Annotated in this window: 12 protein-coding genes; all 12 read right to left on the bottom strand. The window is 49.8% G+C overall.

The window, feature by feature from the left end; translation table 11 throughout:
• Window positions 1-125: 125 nt before the first annotated feature.
• Window positions 126-2402, bottom strand: a complete 2277-nt coding sequence (locus EHT25_RS16960; protein ID WP_124876333.1) for a hypothetical protein — start codon at window positions 2400-2402, stop codon at window positions 126-128.
• The gene (locus tag EHT25_RS16955; RefSeq protein ID WP_124876332.1) at window positions 2399-3592 is read right to left on the bottom strand and encodes a BatA domain-containing protein; all 1194 of its coding nucleotides are present in this window, start codon (window positions 3590-3592) and stop codon (window positions 2399-2401) included. Before EHT25_RS16955 ends, EHT25_RS16960 begins: the two co-directional genes overlap by 4 nt.
• Window positions 3592-4452 (bottom strand): DUF58 domain-containing protein, encoded by an 861-nt coding sequence (locus EHT25_RS16950; RefSeq protein WP_124876331.1) that lies wholly within the window; start codon window positions 4450-4452, stop codon window positions 3592-3594. Before EHT25_RS16950 ends, EHT25_RS16955 begins: the two co-directional genes overlap by 1 nt.
• 112 nt (window positions 4453-4564) lie before the next feature.
• On the bottom strand, window positions 4565-5539 hold the full coding sequence (locus EHT25_RS16945) for an AAA family ATPase (protein WP_124876330.1): 975 nt from the start codon (window positions 5537-5539) through the stop codon (window positions 4565-4567).
• Window positions 5540-5542: 3 nt separating this feature from the next.
• Window positions 5543-6160, bottom strand: a complete 618-nt coding sequence (locus tag EHT25_RS16940; RefSeq protein WP_124876329.1) for a DUF4159 domain-containing protein — start codon at window positions 6158-6160, stop codon at window positions 5543-5545.
• Between the two features lie 43 nt (window positions 6161-6203).
• Window positions 6204-6623: a type II toxin-antitoxin system VapC family toxin gene (locus EHT25_RS16935; RefSeq protein ID WP_124876328.1), complete on the bottom strand. Its 420-nt coding sequence runs from the start codon at window positions 6621-6623 to the stop codon at window positions 6204-6206.
• Window positions 6610-6816: a hypothetical protein gene (locus EHT25_RS16930; RefSeq protein WP_124876327.1), complete on the bottom strand. Its 207-nt coding sequence runs from the start codon at window positions 6814-6816 to the stop codon at window positions 6610-6612. Before EHT25_RS16930 ends, EHT25_RS16935 begins: the two co-directional genes overlap by 14 nt.
• Window positions 6817-6958: 142 nt before the next feature.
• Window positions 6959-8293, bottom strand: a complete 1335-nt coding sequence (locus EHT25_RS16925; protein WP_124876326.1) for a TldD/PmbA family protein — start codon at window positions 8291-8293, stop codon at window positions 6959-6961.
• A gap of 118 nt (window positions 8294-8411) precedes the next feature.
• Window positions 8412-10052 carry a TldD/PmbA family protein gene (locus EHT25_RS16920; protein ID WP_124876325.1) on the bottom strand — a complete coding sequence of 547 codons (1641 nt, stop codon included), beginning with the start codon at window positions 10050-10052 and terminating at the stop codon, window positions 8412-8414.
• Window positions 10053-10279: 227 nt separating this feature from the next.
• Entirely contained in the window at window positions 10280-12745 is a 2466-nt protein-coding gene (locus tag EHT25_RS16915) for a hypothetical protein (protein ID WP_124876324.1), read from the bottom strand.
• A gap of 77 nt (window positions 12746-12822) precedes the next feature.
• Complete coding sequence (locus tag EHT25_RS16910; protein ID WP_124876323.1) at window positions 12823-14172, bottom strand: TldD/PmbA family protein; 1350 nt, start codon at window positions 14170-14172, stop codon at window positions 12823-12825.
• Between the two features lie 119 nt (window positions 14173-14291).
• The gene (locus EHT25_RS16905; protein ID WP_124876322.1) at window positions 14292-15935 is read right to left on the bottom strand and encodes a TldD/PmbA family protein; all 1644 of its coding nucleotides are present in this window, start codon (window positions 15933-15935) and stop codon (window positions 14292-14294) included.
• Window positions 15936-16121 lie beyond the last annotated feature (186 nt).

Here is a 16121-nt window from a genome sequence, read left to right as displayed (position 1 = left end):
CGAAAGTGATTTGCTTCTGACGATTAACCAAACTTTTACAATAAATAACAGTACCAATAGGGCCAGAATGACCCAGCTAATTGGTTCAGAGGGATTAAACGTGATGGTAAAAGAATCGAATAATCTCATTTCAAATGGCGCCAGAACGACTGTTCAAGTCTCCGTTCGCTCGAATACGATCCGATCGTGGATCGCTGTCCGTTTCGGGTTGTGGCTCCGGCGAGGGGATATAATTTTGTCTTTAATCCTGTTTTCTCTTTTTCCGAAAGCGGTTTGCCTGCACCCAATTTTTGCAAAACCGTAATGATTGACCAATTTGATAAATTGCTATTGACGACTTCAGAAGTGAGTGCTGCGCTCAATTGCTGAACCCTTAATCGCTGTTGGGGCGTCAATGCATTCAAGTCCAGATAACCCAATACGTTACTTACCAGTTTTTCAATCTGAATTTGATTATACATTCGTTCCTGGCTATAGCTGGTATTGACTTTGTTTAATTCACCGGTTAAGCGGGTTTCCTTCTCTTTAATTGGGGGCGGATCATAACCACTTTTCTTTACAAAAGTCCGGGCTTTATGTTGGGCTGCCTTTAAATAAATCAACGCTTTATTCTCAAACGGCAACGCCTTTTCCGGTTCATATAAACGTAGGTGTAACTCCGATTGCCACATCTGTTCCAGCGCCATCTTCAGTAAACTTCGGGTCGATTGCTCATAAAACGTATTGACTTCACCATCGTCGTGCGAATGAATATATTGTTCCAGTAAAGCCGCCACCGGGTCGTCCTTTCCACCCATGGACTCGCTCTTGCCGTGGTCATGACCATGTTCATCCGGTGCAGGCAACGTCTTTTTCTGCTCGTTTTCAGCTTTTTCGATGGATTTGAAGGCGAAGGATTTCGGCGCGTTTTTCTCTTCTTCCGTGTCGTGTTTGTGGATAAATCCTTCCAGCACATTCCCTTCAGCCGCCAGGTCATGTCCGCCAATCGAATTTTCAAACTCTTCACCCAAATACTGTCCGTAGCGCAACCGCAACACTTTCTGGTCAAAACCGATTTCGTTCGACGTGCTTTTAAAATCCCTGGCTGCGAGTTTTTTACGTTTAGCGATCAGTTTTTCCGTGTCGATAATAATCTGCCGCTGACTCCGAAAATACTCCGGCATGATGTTAACCGCCATCGTAGCCAATTCAGCTTCTTCTACTTTCGACGTGTCTTTATACACGACAAAATACGTTTCCGATTTGGCGAAATTGGCCTCCGGTTCTTTATTATCGATAGCGGCCCAGTAATAATATAATTCATCGCCCGGCGCGAAATGGAGCGCTTTCAAATCAATTGTTTTGGTTAGATGGGCATCTTTAAAATTTGATTGCCGCACCGGAAATTTTACTTCCCGAAACTTGACATTCTCTCCGGAACCACGCGCTAAGGTTGCTACAATAAACGACTGCCTGACTTTAAAATCATCCGAAACCCGGGCCGAAATACGCAGATTTTTATCATCGTTCAGGAAATGAAAACGGTATAACTCTTTGGAATCCGGCTGAATTCTAGGCGCCAGATCAGGTTGAACTTCCAGTCGGTAGAAGTCGGATTGATAAATCAACGAATCTTTTTTCGACGGAGAATTCCAGTAAGCTTTGATGGCATAAACCCCTGAACTCACCAGTTGGTCGCGGTATTCAAAATAATTCGCTGTCTTTCTAAATACCAGTTCTTCACCGCGGCCATTGATCAATCGAACAGATACATTCTTCTGATTGCTGTATCGTACTTGCCAGGTCAGACGTGACCCACTGATAGCCGTAACGTTCAGGTCGGACGATTCTTTGTCGGGCAAACCGGTATAATCCGGCGGGTGAGTGTGCACCAAAGCGGTTTGAAAAACAGGAATAACCGGGCGGTTTTCTTTCTGACTTGAAAAATTGGATTCGGATAAGCATTTATGAACCGGATTGGACGGTTTAAAATCAGTAAAACCGTAAGAAATAACCACGGAAATAAAAACCAGCAAAACGTACAAACCGGTTTTGGAAAACACGACCGAAAAGAGCTGCCGAACCGGAATCCGGATGGTCTGAATTCGGTCATTTAATCGCTCCAGTTGAAGCCGTTCGGCGACATTCAACTCGTCTTTATCCAGCAACGGCAAACTATATTCCGCATCACCAATCGTTCGGTGAATAATGGCGATTGCCTGCGGTTTTTTGTTCTGAAAAAGCCGGGATAACCAGGCTCCCAAACCAAACCCCAGAATGCCAAAAAAAGCGGTCATTTCGAACGAAAAACGGAAAATCCGGGAACCAAAACCGACCGCGATACCCAGCAAAATACTCTTCAGCAACGCATTGGCAATGAGTTGATAAACAAGGGCCGATACCGTGCGTTTCAGTTCGTTCATGCGTTCTTCGTCAAAGCCATCCAACGCTCTGCGCCAACCAAGCAAACGAATGCCAGCAAAATCCAGTTGCGGATACGTTCCGGCTGCTTCTGATCCATTTGATTTACGGGAATAAACAGGGCATTTAATTGCTCCTGAGTGAGTGACATCGAACTCGGATTGAGTTTAAAATGCCGGATTAACAACTCACCCAACCATTCCGGCAATTGCCCGTTCCTGGCGATCTCGGCGGTTTTCGGACTGAGTTTTTCTTCTGTATAAATCACATTGGATCGGATCGGAATTTTAAGTTTTCCTGACACAACGTAAAGTATTTCCGGCAGCGGTTTATGAACCTCCTGATCGGTTAAAATCCAGTCGTATTTTCGAGCCGGATTTGCCCGGAAATCAATGACTAAATCGAGCGCATACACTTCCGAAAGTGCATTGAGTGCCGCGAGTACGGTTTTTTCTTCCAGTTTATTTTGGTAATTAACAAACACCGTTAATGAGCCGGTATGCACCGGAACTGTTTGAAATCGACCGGGCGATTCTAAAACCGGGCGATTTGCCAACTGATTGAATTGGTTTACAAATACTTTTTTAGTAGCTGTTAACTCCAGGTAATTCCTATTCGGTTTGCTGGAAGAATCACTAACCGTATGCAATTTATACCGGGCCGGAACCCGAATAAACGGTACGGTTGCCAACTGCTGGTTATTCATCAGATACAGATGAAGTTCCGACCGATTGCCGATTACCTTGTTAATCGATGATTGCAATTGTATCGGGTTAAAAAACCGTTCTTCAGGTAATTGATCCGTTTTTTTTACTAACTCCGTTGCGGAATTAACCCAGTAAACGGTTTCGCCTTTTTTGATCGCTTCTTCCAATTCAAATCGAAAATTATCAACCACCCGTTTTTCAGGCTGAACCAGGTGAATTTTCGGAACAGCTGCTGATTTAGCGAACCAGGTAACAACGGGCCGACTTAACAAAACGGCCAGCGCAATAAGCAGCAAACACCTGATAATCAACAATAAAACTTTATCCAGCTTTGCTCCCCGCTGCGGTTGCTGGTTCTTTTCCTGTAACCAACGGGTAGCCGCCCACGCCATGGGTTTACCCCTTTTCTGGTGCCAGAAATGAATGGCTATCGGAATACCAATGGCCCCGATTCCCCACAGCAATACCGGTTGTAGAAACTCCATTAAATCCTCCGTCTGGTCAGAAAACCCTTCAATGCCCTCGCAACAGGTTCATTGAGTTTTGTACGAATCAAATGAACGTGCGGCAGCAACAATTCTTCCTCTATTTTTTTAAAATAATCAGAAACCGCCTGACGAAAAGTTCCCTGAATAGTTTCTGCCTGAACTTCAATTTCCTGATCGGTTTCCAAATCTTTAAACCGGTAAAAACCGCTCAGGTTAAAATCCGTTTCCTGATCACCCAGCAGTTGAAAGATCACAATTTCCCGGCGCGGACTGGCTACGGTTTTAATCAGTTCCAGCCATTCGTTATCCGCTTGCAGGAAATCCGTAACCATCACCAGCAGTTCTTTTTGTTTCTGCTGAAACTCCGGAAAGCGAGCCTGTTGCGGCAACCATTGCCCGGAAGCTTCGGCCTTTTGCAAGGCAAATAAAATCCGTTGAAACGCCTGTTTACCGGTCGGTACCAACGTTTGTAATGCTCCGTTTTGCAGCGCGTATAAACTCATCTGGTCGCTTTGCCGATAGCCTAAATAAGCCAGCGAAGCCAGCAGTATTTTTGCGTATTCGAGTCGGCTAACGCTCTGTTCGCTGTAATTCATGGAACCGGATAAGTCCAGCAAAAACCGGATTTGCAAATTGCTTTCCGTCGCCGATTCCCGCACTAAATGCCTGTCCGTCCGGGCATACAGTTTCCAGTCAATGCGCCGGGGATCGTCGCCGGGTTCATAATGGCGGTATTGTTCAAACTCCGTCCCCGAACCCGACCGCTTACTGGCATGAATCCCCAGCAACAACTCGTCGCTCACCAGTTTCCCGGCGAGTTGGAGGTTGTTGAGTTTGATGAGATCTGTTGCTAGCATGATAAAGATTGTTTCGCGAAGTTGAGCGGAGTAAAAAATGAGTTAAGCAGAGTTCTAAATAGTATTTCTTCGCTGAACTCTTTTTAACTCCGCTCAACTCTGCGAAATAACTTCACTTTAATAACTCCCGAATCACCTGATCCGTCGTAATATTCTCCGCTTCGGCCCTGAAATTCAGAGCGATGCGGTGGCGCAGAATCGGGTATGCCAATGTCTGAATATCTTCCGGAATCACTGAAAACCGCTCATTCAAAACCGCTCTCGCTTTCGAGCACAACACCAGGGCCTGTCCGGCGCGCGGCCCCGCCCCCCAGTCGCACCATTGCTTGACAAAGGCTGACGAACTGCTTTCCGGGCGCGTTGAACGAACAAGTTTATTAATGGATCCGATCAGTTCATCACCGATGTGAACCTGCCGGGTAAGGTATTGCAAATCAATAATTTCCTGATCGGTCAATACGGTTTTCAGTTCCGGTCGGCTGGTTCCGGTGGTGCTTTTCAACACGTTCAATTCTTCCTGTTCGGACGGGTAACGCAAGCGGATGTAGAGTAAAAACCGGTCAAGCTGGGCTTCCGGCAGCGGATAGGTTCCGGCCTGTTCAATCGGATTCTGGGTTGCAATGATCAAAAATGGTCGGGGCAATTCGTAGTCAGTTCCGCCATAGGTCACTTTGTATTCCTGCATGGCTTCCAGCAAAGCTGCCTGCGTTTTGGGGGGCGTCCGGTTAATTTCGTCGGCCAGCACCACATTGGCGAAGATCGGCCCCCGGTTGAATTTGAAGAATTTCTTACCGGAATTGTGATCTTCTTCCAGAATTTCCGTACCGATAATATCGCCCGGCATGAGATCTGGCGTAAACTGAATCCGTTTAAAATTCATCTCCAAAGCCTCCGCCATTGTTTTCACCATCAGCGTTTTCGCCAATCCCGGCACACCCTCCAGCAGACAATGACCGCCCGCCAGCAGCGAAATCAGGATTTCATCGATGGCTTCCTGCTGTCCGACAATCACCTTGCCGATTTCTTTTTTCAGCTGCGGAAGTTTGGCTACTACGGTTTTATAATGCGTCAGTTCCTTTGTTTCCAATGATCAGGCGGTTAATGCGTACGTGACAATATTCACCCCAAATTTGGTATTATCCTCGGCCAGAAATCGTTTGTTGCGGAAGTCATAATCCCATTCGCAACCGTAATCTTTATTGCTGTAAAGCACCCCAATGCGTCCATTGATCAGAACGGCTTTGAGGTAATCGTGGACGAGGTCATCGCCCCAGCCGTTCAACTCGAACGTTGTAGTGGGCGGGCCTTCGTCAAAATGAAAGAAGCAATTGTAAATCGGGTGGGTATTCGGAATTTTCTGCAATGCTTTCGGGCCGAACGTGCGGGCCATTTCCTGCTCGAACGACTTGGCAAAAAGACCGTCGATGTCGTGGTTGCAGTCGTCGACAAACACAAAACCGCCGTTCTGGACGTAGCGTTTGAAGTGATCGCGTTCCTGCGTCGAAAACTCGACCAGCTTATGGCCGCTCAGGTAGCAGAACGGGCTTTTAAAAAGCTCATTACTCGTCAATGGCACCACTTTCTCTTTCTCATCGACCGGAATGGTGGTATACTCGACCAGGGAATGCAGCAGATTCGACGGCATTCGCTGGTCCGTATCCCAATCGCCGGAAGTATACTGGATGCGCGTGAAAAAGAACGGTTTCAAAATGCGTTGATGAAATATACTATTTACCTGATCGCGAACCTGGTTAAAGCTCAGCAATCACAATTATTTCGATTTCCTGTATGCCTTTAAGCTTTTTATCATTCGTCAGAAACCTGTCACATTGATTCTCAATTGCAGTGGCAATCTGTAACGAATCGACAGCTTTTAAAAACAAGTATTTGGCTCTGAGTTTCGATGCGGTTTTTGCAATTTCCAAGGTTACATCAACTAACCGGCAGTCAAGCTCTTTTAGAAAAATATCGAAATCTTCGATTAAATCATACCGTCCAGTCTGTTCGGGCTTAACACAAAATTCGCTGACAGTCAGCACACTGGTTTCAAATTCAACGTTGTTTTCAACGGCCTGAGACAGATATTCAGCCACTTTTGGGTAGAATTCAGTATGATTTTGTAGTAGATAAATCAGCGGTGCCGTATCAATAAAAATTCTAGAAACGGTCATCTTCCCGTAATTTATTTATATGTTCCTGCGCATCCTGCGCCCATACGTTTTCGCCTTTTCCCCGGAATTTAGTCAGGGTTGTTTTGATTCGGCCAATTCGGTTCAGTCGTTTAAGAAGTTCACGATAAACGACCTCTAATTCATCCGAATTTAGCGTGTTTATTTCCTGAATAATTACTTCTGTTCTGCTCATAGCCGCATTGTTTTAGCGAATTAACAAAATTCTTCAGATAAAGATTGTTACGCAGGGTTAATCAGAGATTATGTGGGTTTATCAGAGAACTCCTCTGATTACCTCTGATGTTCCCTGATAAACTCTGTGTAACACCTTGTATCTATACCGCGTCTGAAAGACTACTAAATGTAAACTCCCGGATTTTCATCGGCGGAATCAGGTAGTTTGAATTCGATTCGGTGCTGACCACCCGCTCCGGTTTTCCCAATGCTTCCAGATTATTTAACATAATGACCGGGCTTTCGTTAAACCGGAAATTCTTGATTGGGTGCTTGATCTTGCCGTTTTCGATGTAAAACGTACCGTCGCGCGTCAAACCGGTCAGCAACAACGTTTGCGGATCGACGGTGCGGATGTACCAGAGTTTGGTCACCAGAATGCCGCGCTGCGTGCTCTTGATCATGTCATCAAGCGAGGCTGTGCCCCCCGCCATAATCACGTTACTCGGAAACGGAACCGGTTTTACCCCTTTCTTCTGCGCCCAGAAACGCGAGTAGGCCATGTTTTTCACAACGCCTTTCTCGATCCAGTTGATCTTCTCCCGCGGCTGACCATCGCCCGCCCAAGGAGAAGCCGGCAATTCCGGATTGGTCGGATCGGAGAAAATCGTAACCCGCTCATCCACAATCTTTTCACCCAGCTTGGTTTTGCCTCCCGGTTTGCTCAGAAACGACCGTCCTTCGTCGGCGCTGCGGGCGTCCATCCCAAAAAAGATATTTTCGAGCAGCACCACGCCCGCCGTCGGCTCCAGAATCACCGTGTATTTTCCCGGTTCCAGCGCCCGTGCGCCCACCGAACCCAGGCATTTTTCGACCGCAATTTTGGTGGCCGAACTGGTGTCCAGTTTCGAAAAATCACTGTAGCCACGCGTCACGTATCCCGAACCCGTGCCGTCGTCCGTGCGAACCGTCAGCGAAAAATTCACGTTCGTGCTGGGGTAATACGCAAACAGTCCTTTGGAGTTCATCATGGCCGAATAACCGCGATAATCCTCCAGAAAACCGGCAGCCGCCAGCTTTTGATTCCCCGATACATCTAAGCTTTTGGCAATCGCTTCAGCGCGGGTTGCGGGGGTAATTTTGGCTGTCGATTCAAAAAAACCGGTCGATTTCAGGTATTGCTGCGGTCCAAGAACGCTGACATATTCAGGATTTTCGGGGGCCAGGTGTGCCAGTTCTTCGGCCCGGCGCACCACTTTTTCCAGCGAAGCATCATCAAACTCGTCGATGGTGGCCACACCAACTTTTTTCCCGAAGGCCGACTGCACCTGCAAATTCTGGTTAATGGTGGACCCACTGGTCGACACCTCGTTCCGGGCATAGCGGATATTGCCGCTCTCCCCGCCCGACAAATTCACCACGCATTCGTCCGCCTTTGAATAACTTAACACCTTCTGAAGCAACGCCTTCGCTTCCGCTTCGGTTAGAAGAACCATATTTTTAAGATCGGTTATGGGTTTAAGGTTTTCGATTTACAGTTTTCGGCTGGTTGACGCATTCGTATAGCTCGCGTTAGCCGACCGAAAACCGAACACTGAAAACTGTAAACTGAACTTATATTTTCCGTGCTGTATTGATCACATTGACCCCGTTGAAACGGGTGGTCGAACTGCCGTGCGAGACAGCGCTTACCTGCATGGGCTGGCCTTTTCCGTCGAAGAACGAACCGCCCAGACGGTAATCCCGCTCGTCGCAAATCTGGGTGCAGGAGTTCCAGAATTCCTGCGTATTCGATTGATACGCCACGTCTTTCAGCATTCCAGCAATCTGTCCGTTCTTGATTTCGTAGAACAACTGACCGCCGAACTGGAAGTTATACCGCTGTTGATCAATCGAAAACGAGCCATCGCCGATGATGTAAATGCCTTTCTTGACGTCCTTGATCATCTGCTCCACCGACAAGGGCGTTTTGCCAGCCGCCAGCGACACATTCGCCATCCGCTGAAACTGCACCGAACCCCAACTATCGGCGTAGCAGCAGCCCTGCGATTCGTTTTCGCCGAGGATGTGCACCTGATCGCGAATGGCCTGGTAGTTTACCAGCGTGCCTTCTTTTACCAGATCCCACTTTTTGCAGGCCACGCCTTCGTCGTCCCAACCCACGGCGCCCAGCGAACCCACCTGTGTTTTATCGGCAAACAGATTCACCTGCTTGCTGCCGTAATTGAAGGTTTTCGACTTCCATTTATCGAGGGTGGCAAAGGAGGTTCCGGCAAAATTGGCTTCGTAGCCCAGCACGCGGTCCAGCTCCAGCGGGTGGCCCACCGATTCGTGGATGGTCAACCAGAGGTGCGATGGGTCCAGCACAAGGTCATATTTTCCGGCTTCAACCGACTTCGCCGTGAGCTTTTGCTTCGCCTGTTTAGCGGCCGCCGTCACGTCTTCCAGCATGTCGTAGCCTCTGTTGTAGCGGGTTGTAATCCCGGTTATTTTGTCGCTCGGATTCGCTTGAAGGTAATCGTACCCCATGCCCATCGGCGCGCTCAATTCGCCCCGCGTCTCAAATTTACCGGTTTTCGGATCGATGGCCGTTACATTAAACGTGGGCCACATCCGGTGAATGTCCTGATCGATGTACGAACCGTCCGACGATGCAAAGTACTTCTGCTCGTTGACCATGAACAAGACCGAATTGACGTAGTTAGCCCCATTTTTCAGGGCCGCATCGTTGACTGTCAACAGCAGGTCAACCTTCTCTTTGATGGGCACTTCAAAGGCATTTTTCTTGATCGGTGCTTTCCAGCTTACCTCGCCAAACCCTTTTTGCGGAGCGAGTTGTACGGGTTGTTTCATCAACCGGGCATTGGCTTTGGCAATTGCCACGGCATCCTCGGCGGCTTTGGCGGTTTGGGCTTCGCTCTTGGCATCGACCACGGAAGCAAAGCCCCAGCAGCCATCGACAATCACACGTACCCCGACACCGAAAGACTCGGTATTGACAATATTCTGTACTTTGTCTTCGCGCGTGGTTACAAATTGCCGCAAATACCGGCCAATCCGAATATCGGTGTAACTGGCTCCTTTGGCTTTGGCCGCATTCAGGGCGGCATCGGCCAGGCGTTTCTTAACGGCCACGTCTAACCCGGGTTCCAGCAACGCTTCCGGCGCAACCGAGCGGCCGAAAACCGTGCTGTTGGGCAAGAGGAAAGCGCCGGTGCCCAACCCGGTCAGCTGAAGAAAATCTCGACGGTTCAAAATCAGTTTTTGATAAAGTTAGGTTGTTCAATTTAAACGAAATTCAGTCCCAATCGAATGAATTTATTTCAAAAAAGGAATAAGTAATAGTAAATCCTCCTTTAATCTAACCGGCGTCAGTGCGCCGGAGCTTCGTCAAAAACCAGTTGACTTCCGGCTAAAATGCAACTTTACTCCATTGAAACCATACCCCGGATTGGAGGATATTGGCCACTTCAGGAAAGCATTTACCGGGTACCTTTCCGGATCAATAGCGGCTCGCCCATCGACCGGATTTCCATTTTGGCCGTGGCGGCTTTCGATCCCTGAAAAGCCCCGTCGATCCGAACCGTGTTGTTACCATGCATCAGTTTGGGAATACCGGCAGGTAAGGTAATCGTTTTCAGGACATGCCACTGGCGATCCAGCAGATTGAGGGATTTGCCGTCGCACTGAACCAGCTGGTTTTCTTCGAGCGTAAACGGGAGTTCGATCCGGCTGTAGTTGTTGATTTCGATCACCGGATTTTCCAGCCCGGAAGTCGTTCCTTTTTCGCCCGCCGTCAGTTGCAGCGTAAACCGCAGCGGTTGCTCATCATTCGGATTCGTGAATGCGAAGGTCGAAGCGACTGGTTCGCCGGGCTGCCGGACTTTCTGTTCATGAACCAGGTAAGCCTGATGAACCGGCGCTAACCGCCAGACGCCATCGCCCGCGCTTTCCAGATGAAACTCCCGGCCGATGTCACGCAGTTGCTGTTTTTGTTCCGCCGAAAACGCACCGGACAGCCGGGCGGTTTCCCAGACATTGATGGTATTCAGCAGAACATCGCTAAAACCGTGTTTCCGCAGATCGTCAATCGACGTAGCCAGCCCAAAACCGGCGTCGAAACCGGCGGCCCGGGCGAGCATCCACTCCAGGTCTTCGAGACTGGTTTCCGGCTTGATACTGAACCAGCCCAACATGCCCGGCATGAGATTGCGCCGGAAATAATCCTGATTTTTCAGCCGGTACTGCGTCTGGCTCTCCCGAAAACCCGCATACCAGGGTTCGCCCCAGTTCATGCGCGTGAACGAATGCCAGAAATAATGCCCCGGCGTGCTGGCATCGGTGATAACGGCACCTTTCAGCCCCGGTTTCAACTGGTCATACCAGGTTTTAACAAACAACTGAATCCCGTACTGGCCCATGCCGGTGGCCCAGGTGCCCTCCAGCCCGTCAAACGAAATCTGACGCAACCCGGTTTCGTTGTACAGTTTCGCCAGCGTACCGGCCATTTCTTCCTGCAACGGATAATCGGCCAGAAAAACCTGGTAGCCGTGGTCCATCAGTTTGCCGATCTCCGCGCCTGCCGGATGGCTCTGGGGAGTGGTTTTGAACGCGCCACGCACACAATCCAGCAACGTCCACGGAGCCGTGGCCGACACCGCCCGATACCGGATAATCTCATTGCCCACCACCACGGCTTTGAGCGTATTGTTCTTCATCTGATCGAAAAATACCGGCGATTGAATCACGATCTGCGTGGCCTTTTCGTCGACCGAAGTCGTCAGCACGCTTTTTCCGACTTTGGCCAGACGCCCGTCCGGAACCGGCGTTACGTAGGGATCATTGGTAGTAATAAAGTTGGACAAGGTATGCACACCCACCTTCAGCCCGGCGGCTTCGGCTTTCGCAACACACGCCCGCAGACTGGCCCAATTGTTCGGAAACTCCTTGGTGTTCAGCTTAAAATGACCCCAGGTGTCGAACGGGCCACCGTGGTAAAAGTACTGCAAACCGGCTTTCTTGGTCAGGCTGATCACGTCCTCGACGTTGTTTTCGCCAAAATTCAGAATGAGGTACGACGCCGTCGCCAGCGGATTCCGCTTGGCCCATACGCCATCGAGCAGCGGATGCGGCAAGCCTTCACCCAGTTCTATTTTTTCAATAACCGGCAAAAGCTGCGCTTCGGGGGCGCCCCACAGCGCAATTTTGGAACCAATCACACCGCCATCTCTGAAGGCCGGAGCCAGGTAGCTTTTATGTTCCCAGTTAGAAATAATCCGGTCGGCAAACCGGTTTCGGCAATAGGCCTGCAAAACACTGCCCGACGACGTGGGTTTGGCGGTTTGACCCCGGTAAAGCACTTTCTGATCGCTGGCAATATCCACCAGTGAATTAGTCTGGAAAATGTCGTAAGCCGGGTCGATGTCGTTGTCGTAGGTTGGATAACCGCCCAGCGTTTTGACGTTCAGCGCCTGAATTCCGATGCCGAACGTTCCGTTGTGCACCACGCCAACGGTTTCGCCGATCTGCTGGTTGATCGTGGTCGGATACGGTCCCCAAACCACCAGCTTGATGTCGTTACGGGGTGTCAGCGAAAGCAGTTCGAAACGCAGGTAACTTCCTTTGTTTTCGGCCGCAATCGTTGCCGAATACCCGTTGGGATACCGCAAAACCAGTCGCTTTTTGGCGGCATTGTACGTCATCGACAGCGGTTTGATCACCACCGAATCCTGCATCAGCGAAAGCAACGGAGCCTTTTCGCCGGTGGGCACATACTCGTTGGAAGTCGCTTTATCGATCAGGCTGTACAGATTACCGGACTGGTCGAAACTGAACCGGAGATAATCGGTGGCAAAAGTCGTTGAAACCGGTGGACGCCATGCTGAAAAACCGGCCAGCAGGATCAGGCCAACCATACTTCGGAAATAATTCGGGAACAGGACGTGCATGGGAATGAAAATGGGTCGGTGCGCAAAATACGAGTTTATTTCACGCACCGGCCGTTTTGGCCAACGGCGGAAAACCGCTACACCGCATCCGACAAACTACTGAACGTAAAATCGCGGATTTTCATCGGCGGAATCAGATTGCCGCCCGACCGGACGGCTTTCCCCAGTGCTTCGATGTTGTTCAGCATAATCACCGGACTTTCGTTGAACCGGAAGTTTTTGACCGGGTATTTGATCTGTCCGTTTTCAATCAAAAAGGTTCCGTCGCGGGTCAAACCGGTATACAACAGCGTTTGCGGATCGACGGCGCGGATGTACCAAAACCGGGTAACCAGAATTCCTTTTTGGGTACTTTTAATTAAATCCAGCAGTGATTGATTTCCGCCCTGCACAATAAAGCCGCCGGCAGGAGGCACGGCTTTGACATTATTTTTCTGCGCCCAATACCGCGAATAACTCATGTTTTTGACAATGCCGTTTTCGACCCACAGCGTTTTTTCCTGCGGACGACCGTCGACGCCACCCCCACCAAACCGGCCTCCCCCACCCCCGGTAAAGGGCGAACCCGGAATTTCAACGTTCGCCGGATCGGAAAAAATCGTGATGCGTTCGTCAAAGAATTTTTCGCCCAGCCGCGTTCCTCCGCCTTTCCGGCTCAGAAAACTCCGGCCTTCTTCGGCATTGCGGGCATCTAAACTATTCATCATCAGATTGATGAGGTCACCAGCCGCCGTCGGCTCCAGGATCACCGTGTATTTCCCCGGTTCCAGCGCTTTGGCATTGACGGACGCCAGCGCCTTGTTCATGGCCACTTCGGTGGCTTCTTTGGTGCTCAGTTTCGACACATCATTAACATCGCGGGACGCATAGCCGGAACCGGTGCCGTCAGCCGTTCGGGTCGTTACTGAAAAAACGGCCGATGTAACCGGATTGTAGCCGAAGAGTCCCTTGCTGTTTCCAATGGCCGAAAAACCGGTCGTATCTTCCAGGTAACCGGCTGCGGTCAGATTCTTCTTGTTGCAGGGTTCAATGCTGTCGAAAGCCGCCTGCGCCCGGAATTCCGGATTGATTTTGGCCGTGCTTTCGGCGTAAGATGCGGTTTCGATGTATTTCTGCGGACCCAGCATCGGTACATATTCCGGATTTTCGGGCGCCAGCCGCGCTACTTCCTCCGCTCTTCGAACGGTTTTTTCCAGCGACTGATCGTCAAATTCGTTGATGGTTGCCGAACCGACTTTTTTACCAAAAACCGCCGTAACGGCCAGCGCCAGGTTATCGGTTTCGCCACTCGTCGAAACCGTATTTCGGGCGTAGCGAATGTTACCGGTCCGGTTTCCGTTCAGGCTCACACTTGTCTCGTCGGCTTTGGAATAGCCCAAAACCTTATCGATTATCTTTTTCGCTTCTTCTTTCGTTAAGATCGCCATGTTTTTAGAGAGGTTTACGGTATTCGGTAAAACGTACCCACGGACTTTAGTCCGTGTTTTTAGACCCGATAATGAACACGGACTAAAGTCCGTGGGTACGTTCTCACCGAATACTGATTTTATATCTTCCGCCCGGTATTGATCACATTGACGCCGTTGAAGCGGGTGGTGGGGCAACCGTGCGAGACGGCGCTCACTTGCGAAGGCTGGCCTTTTCCGTCGAAAAAAGAACCGAATGTCCGGTAATCGTCCTTGTCGCAAAGCTGTACGCAGGAGTTCCAGAATTCCTGCGTGTTCGACTGGTAGGCCACATCGTCGAGCATCCCGACAATCTGTCCGTTCTTGATTTCGTAGAACAATTGCCCGCCAAACTGAAAGTTATACCGTTGTTGATCAATGGAATAAGAACCACGACCCATGATGTAAATGCCTTTGTCGACACCTTTGATCATGTCGGAAACGCTGCGTTTTTCCGCCGACGGTTTGAGCGAAACGTTCGGCATCCGCTGAAACTGGATCGAATCCCAGTTGTCGGCGTAGCAACAGCCGTTCGATTCGGTACCGCCCAACATTTTGACCTGATCGCGAATGGCCTGGTAATTCACCAGAATACCGTCTTTGATCAAATCCCATTCTTTCCCCGGAACACCTTCGTCGTCGTAGCCCACGGTTCCGAGCGTGTGCGGCTGGGTTTTGTCGGCCACAATATTGACCAGTTTACTGCCGTATTGAAAGTTTTTCGATTTCCATTTATCGAGCGTCGCGAAGCTTGTTCCGGCATAATTGGCTTCGTAGCCCAACACGCGGTCGAGTTCCGTGGCGTGTCCGACCGATTCGTGGATGGTCAACCCGAGGTGATTCGGATCGAGCACCAGATCGTATTTTCCGGATTGAATCGATTTGGCCGTGAGCTTTTCCTTCGCCTGCCGGGCCGCAACGGTCGCGTCTTCCACCATGTCGTAGGAATTGCGGTAGCTGATCAGCCCGTTCGGACCGGGAATTTTGTCGGCTGCTGAGCCGTCGAGATACTCGTAACCCATGCCCATTGGCGAACTGAGCGCGTCGCGGGTTTTGAATTTACCGGCCTGGCGGTCGACGGCCGTCACGGTAAAGGTCGGCCAGATGCGGTGAACATCTTGATCGATGTAGGAACCGTCCGTGGAGGCAAAGTATTTTTGTTCGTTGATAAAGAACAGGTTAGACGTCACAAAACCGGCTCCGTTTTTCATCGCTTCGCCGTTCACCTTCATCAGCAAATCGATTTTTTCCTGAACCGGCACTTCGAAGGCATTTTTCTTCAGGGGCGTTTTCCAGCTTACGTCACCGACACCCTTTTGCGGAGCCAGATCGACCGGTTCTTTCTGCAGTTTGGAATTGGCTTTGGCGATGGCAACGGCGGTTTCCGCGCATTTGGCAATGGCTTCCGGCCGAACGTCGCTGGTAGCCGAAAAACCCCAGGTTCCGTTGGCAATCACCCGAATGCCCACCCCGTACGACTCCGCGTTGGTGATGTTCTGCACCTTCATTTCCCGCGTGAACAGAAACTGCTGCAAATACCGCCCGATCCGAACGTCCGCATACGTTGCACCTTTGCTTCTGGCTGCATTCAGAGCCACATCAGCCAGTTTTTTTTTCGCGGCTGCGTCAGCGCGTGGTTCGAGCAGTTGTGACAACGGAACCGTACTGCCCAGAACGGGGATGGAACTGCCCATGAGGGCGCTCATTCCCAAACCGGAGAGCTGGATAAAATCTCTTCTTCTCATGGGTTTGTTGATGAATAGATAAAACGGTCAAATTCGGAATTGACAATAGATTTGAAACCTGATTTCGGCAATTTAGATCAATTGCCTTACATAATAGAGAAGTAATGATCACGAAAATGATCAAAAATCCCTAAAAGGCCAAAAACGGGGTTCTATTTCAATCGGATTCTGGATAGGAACACGGAT

Origin of the sequence: Larkinella rosea (assembly GCF_003858635.1) — a bacterium.
GTDB lineage: Bacteria > Bacteroidota > Bacteroidia > Cytophagales > Spirosomataceae > Larkinella > Larkinella rosea.
Note: the sequence above shows the minus strand (reverse complement) of the source record. Positions and strands in the feature narration are given on the sequence as shown.

Coding starts and splice junctions, on each gene's coding strand:
- EHT25_RS16960 (WP_124876333.1), bottom strand. CDS start 2,402: ATGAACGAACTGAAACGCACGGTATCGGCCCTTGTTTATCAACTCATT.
- EHT25_RS16955 (WP_124876332.1), bottom strand. CDS start 3,592: ATGGAGTTTCTACAACCGGTATTGCTGTGGGGAATCGGGGCCATTGGT.
- EHT25_RS16950 (WP_124876331.1), bottom strand. CDS start 4,452: ATGCTAGCAACAGATCTCATCAAACTCAACAACCTCCAACTCGCCGGG.
- EHT25_RS16935 (WP_124876328.1), bottom strand. CDS start 6,623: ATGACCGTTTCTAGAATTTTTATTGATACGGCACCGCTGATTTATCTA.
- EHT25_RS16930 (WP_124876327.1), bottom strand. CDS start 6,816: ATGAGCAGAACAGAAGTAATTATTCAGGAAATAAACACGCTAAATTCG.
- EHT25_RS16925 (WP_124876326.1), bottom strand. CDS start 8,293: ATGGTTCTTCTAACCGAAGCGGAAGCGAAGGCGTTGCTTCAGAAGGTG.
- EHT25_RS16915 (WP_124876324.1), bottom strand. CDS start 12,745: ATGCACGTCCTGTTCCCGAATTATTTCCGAAGTATGGTTGGCCTGATC.
- EHT25_RS16910 (WP_124876323.1), bottom strand. CDS start 14,172: ATGGCGATCTTAACGAAAGAAGAAGCGAAAAAGATAATCGATAAGGTT.
- EHT25_RS16905 (WP_124876322.1), bottom strand. CDS start 15,935: ATGAGAAGAAGAGATTTTATCCAGCTCTCCGGTTTGGGAATGAGCGCC.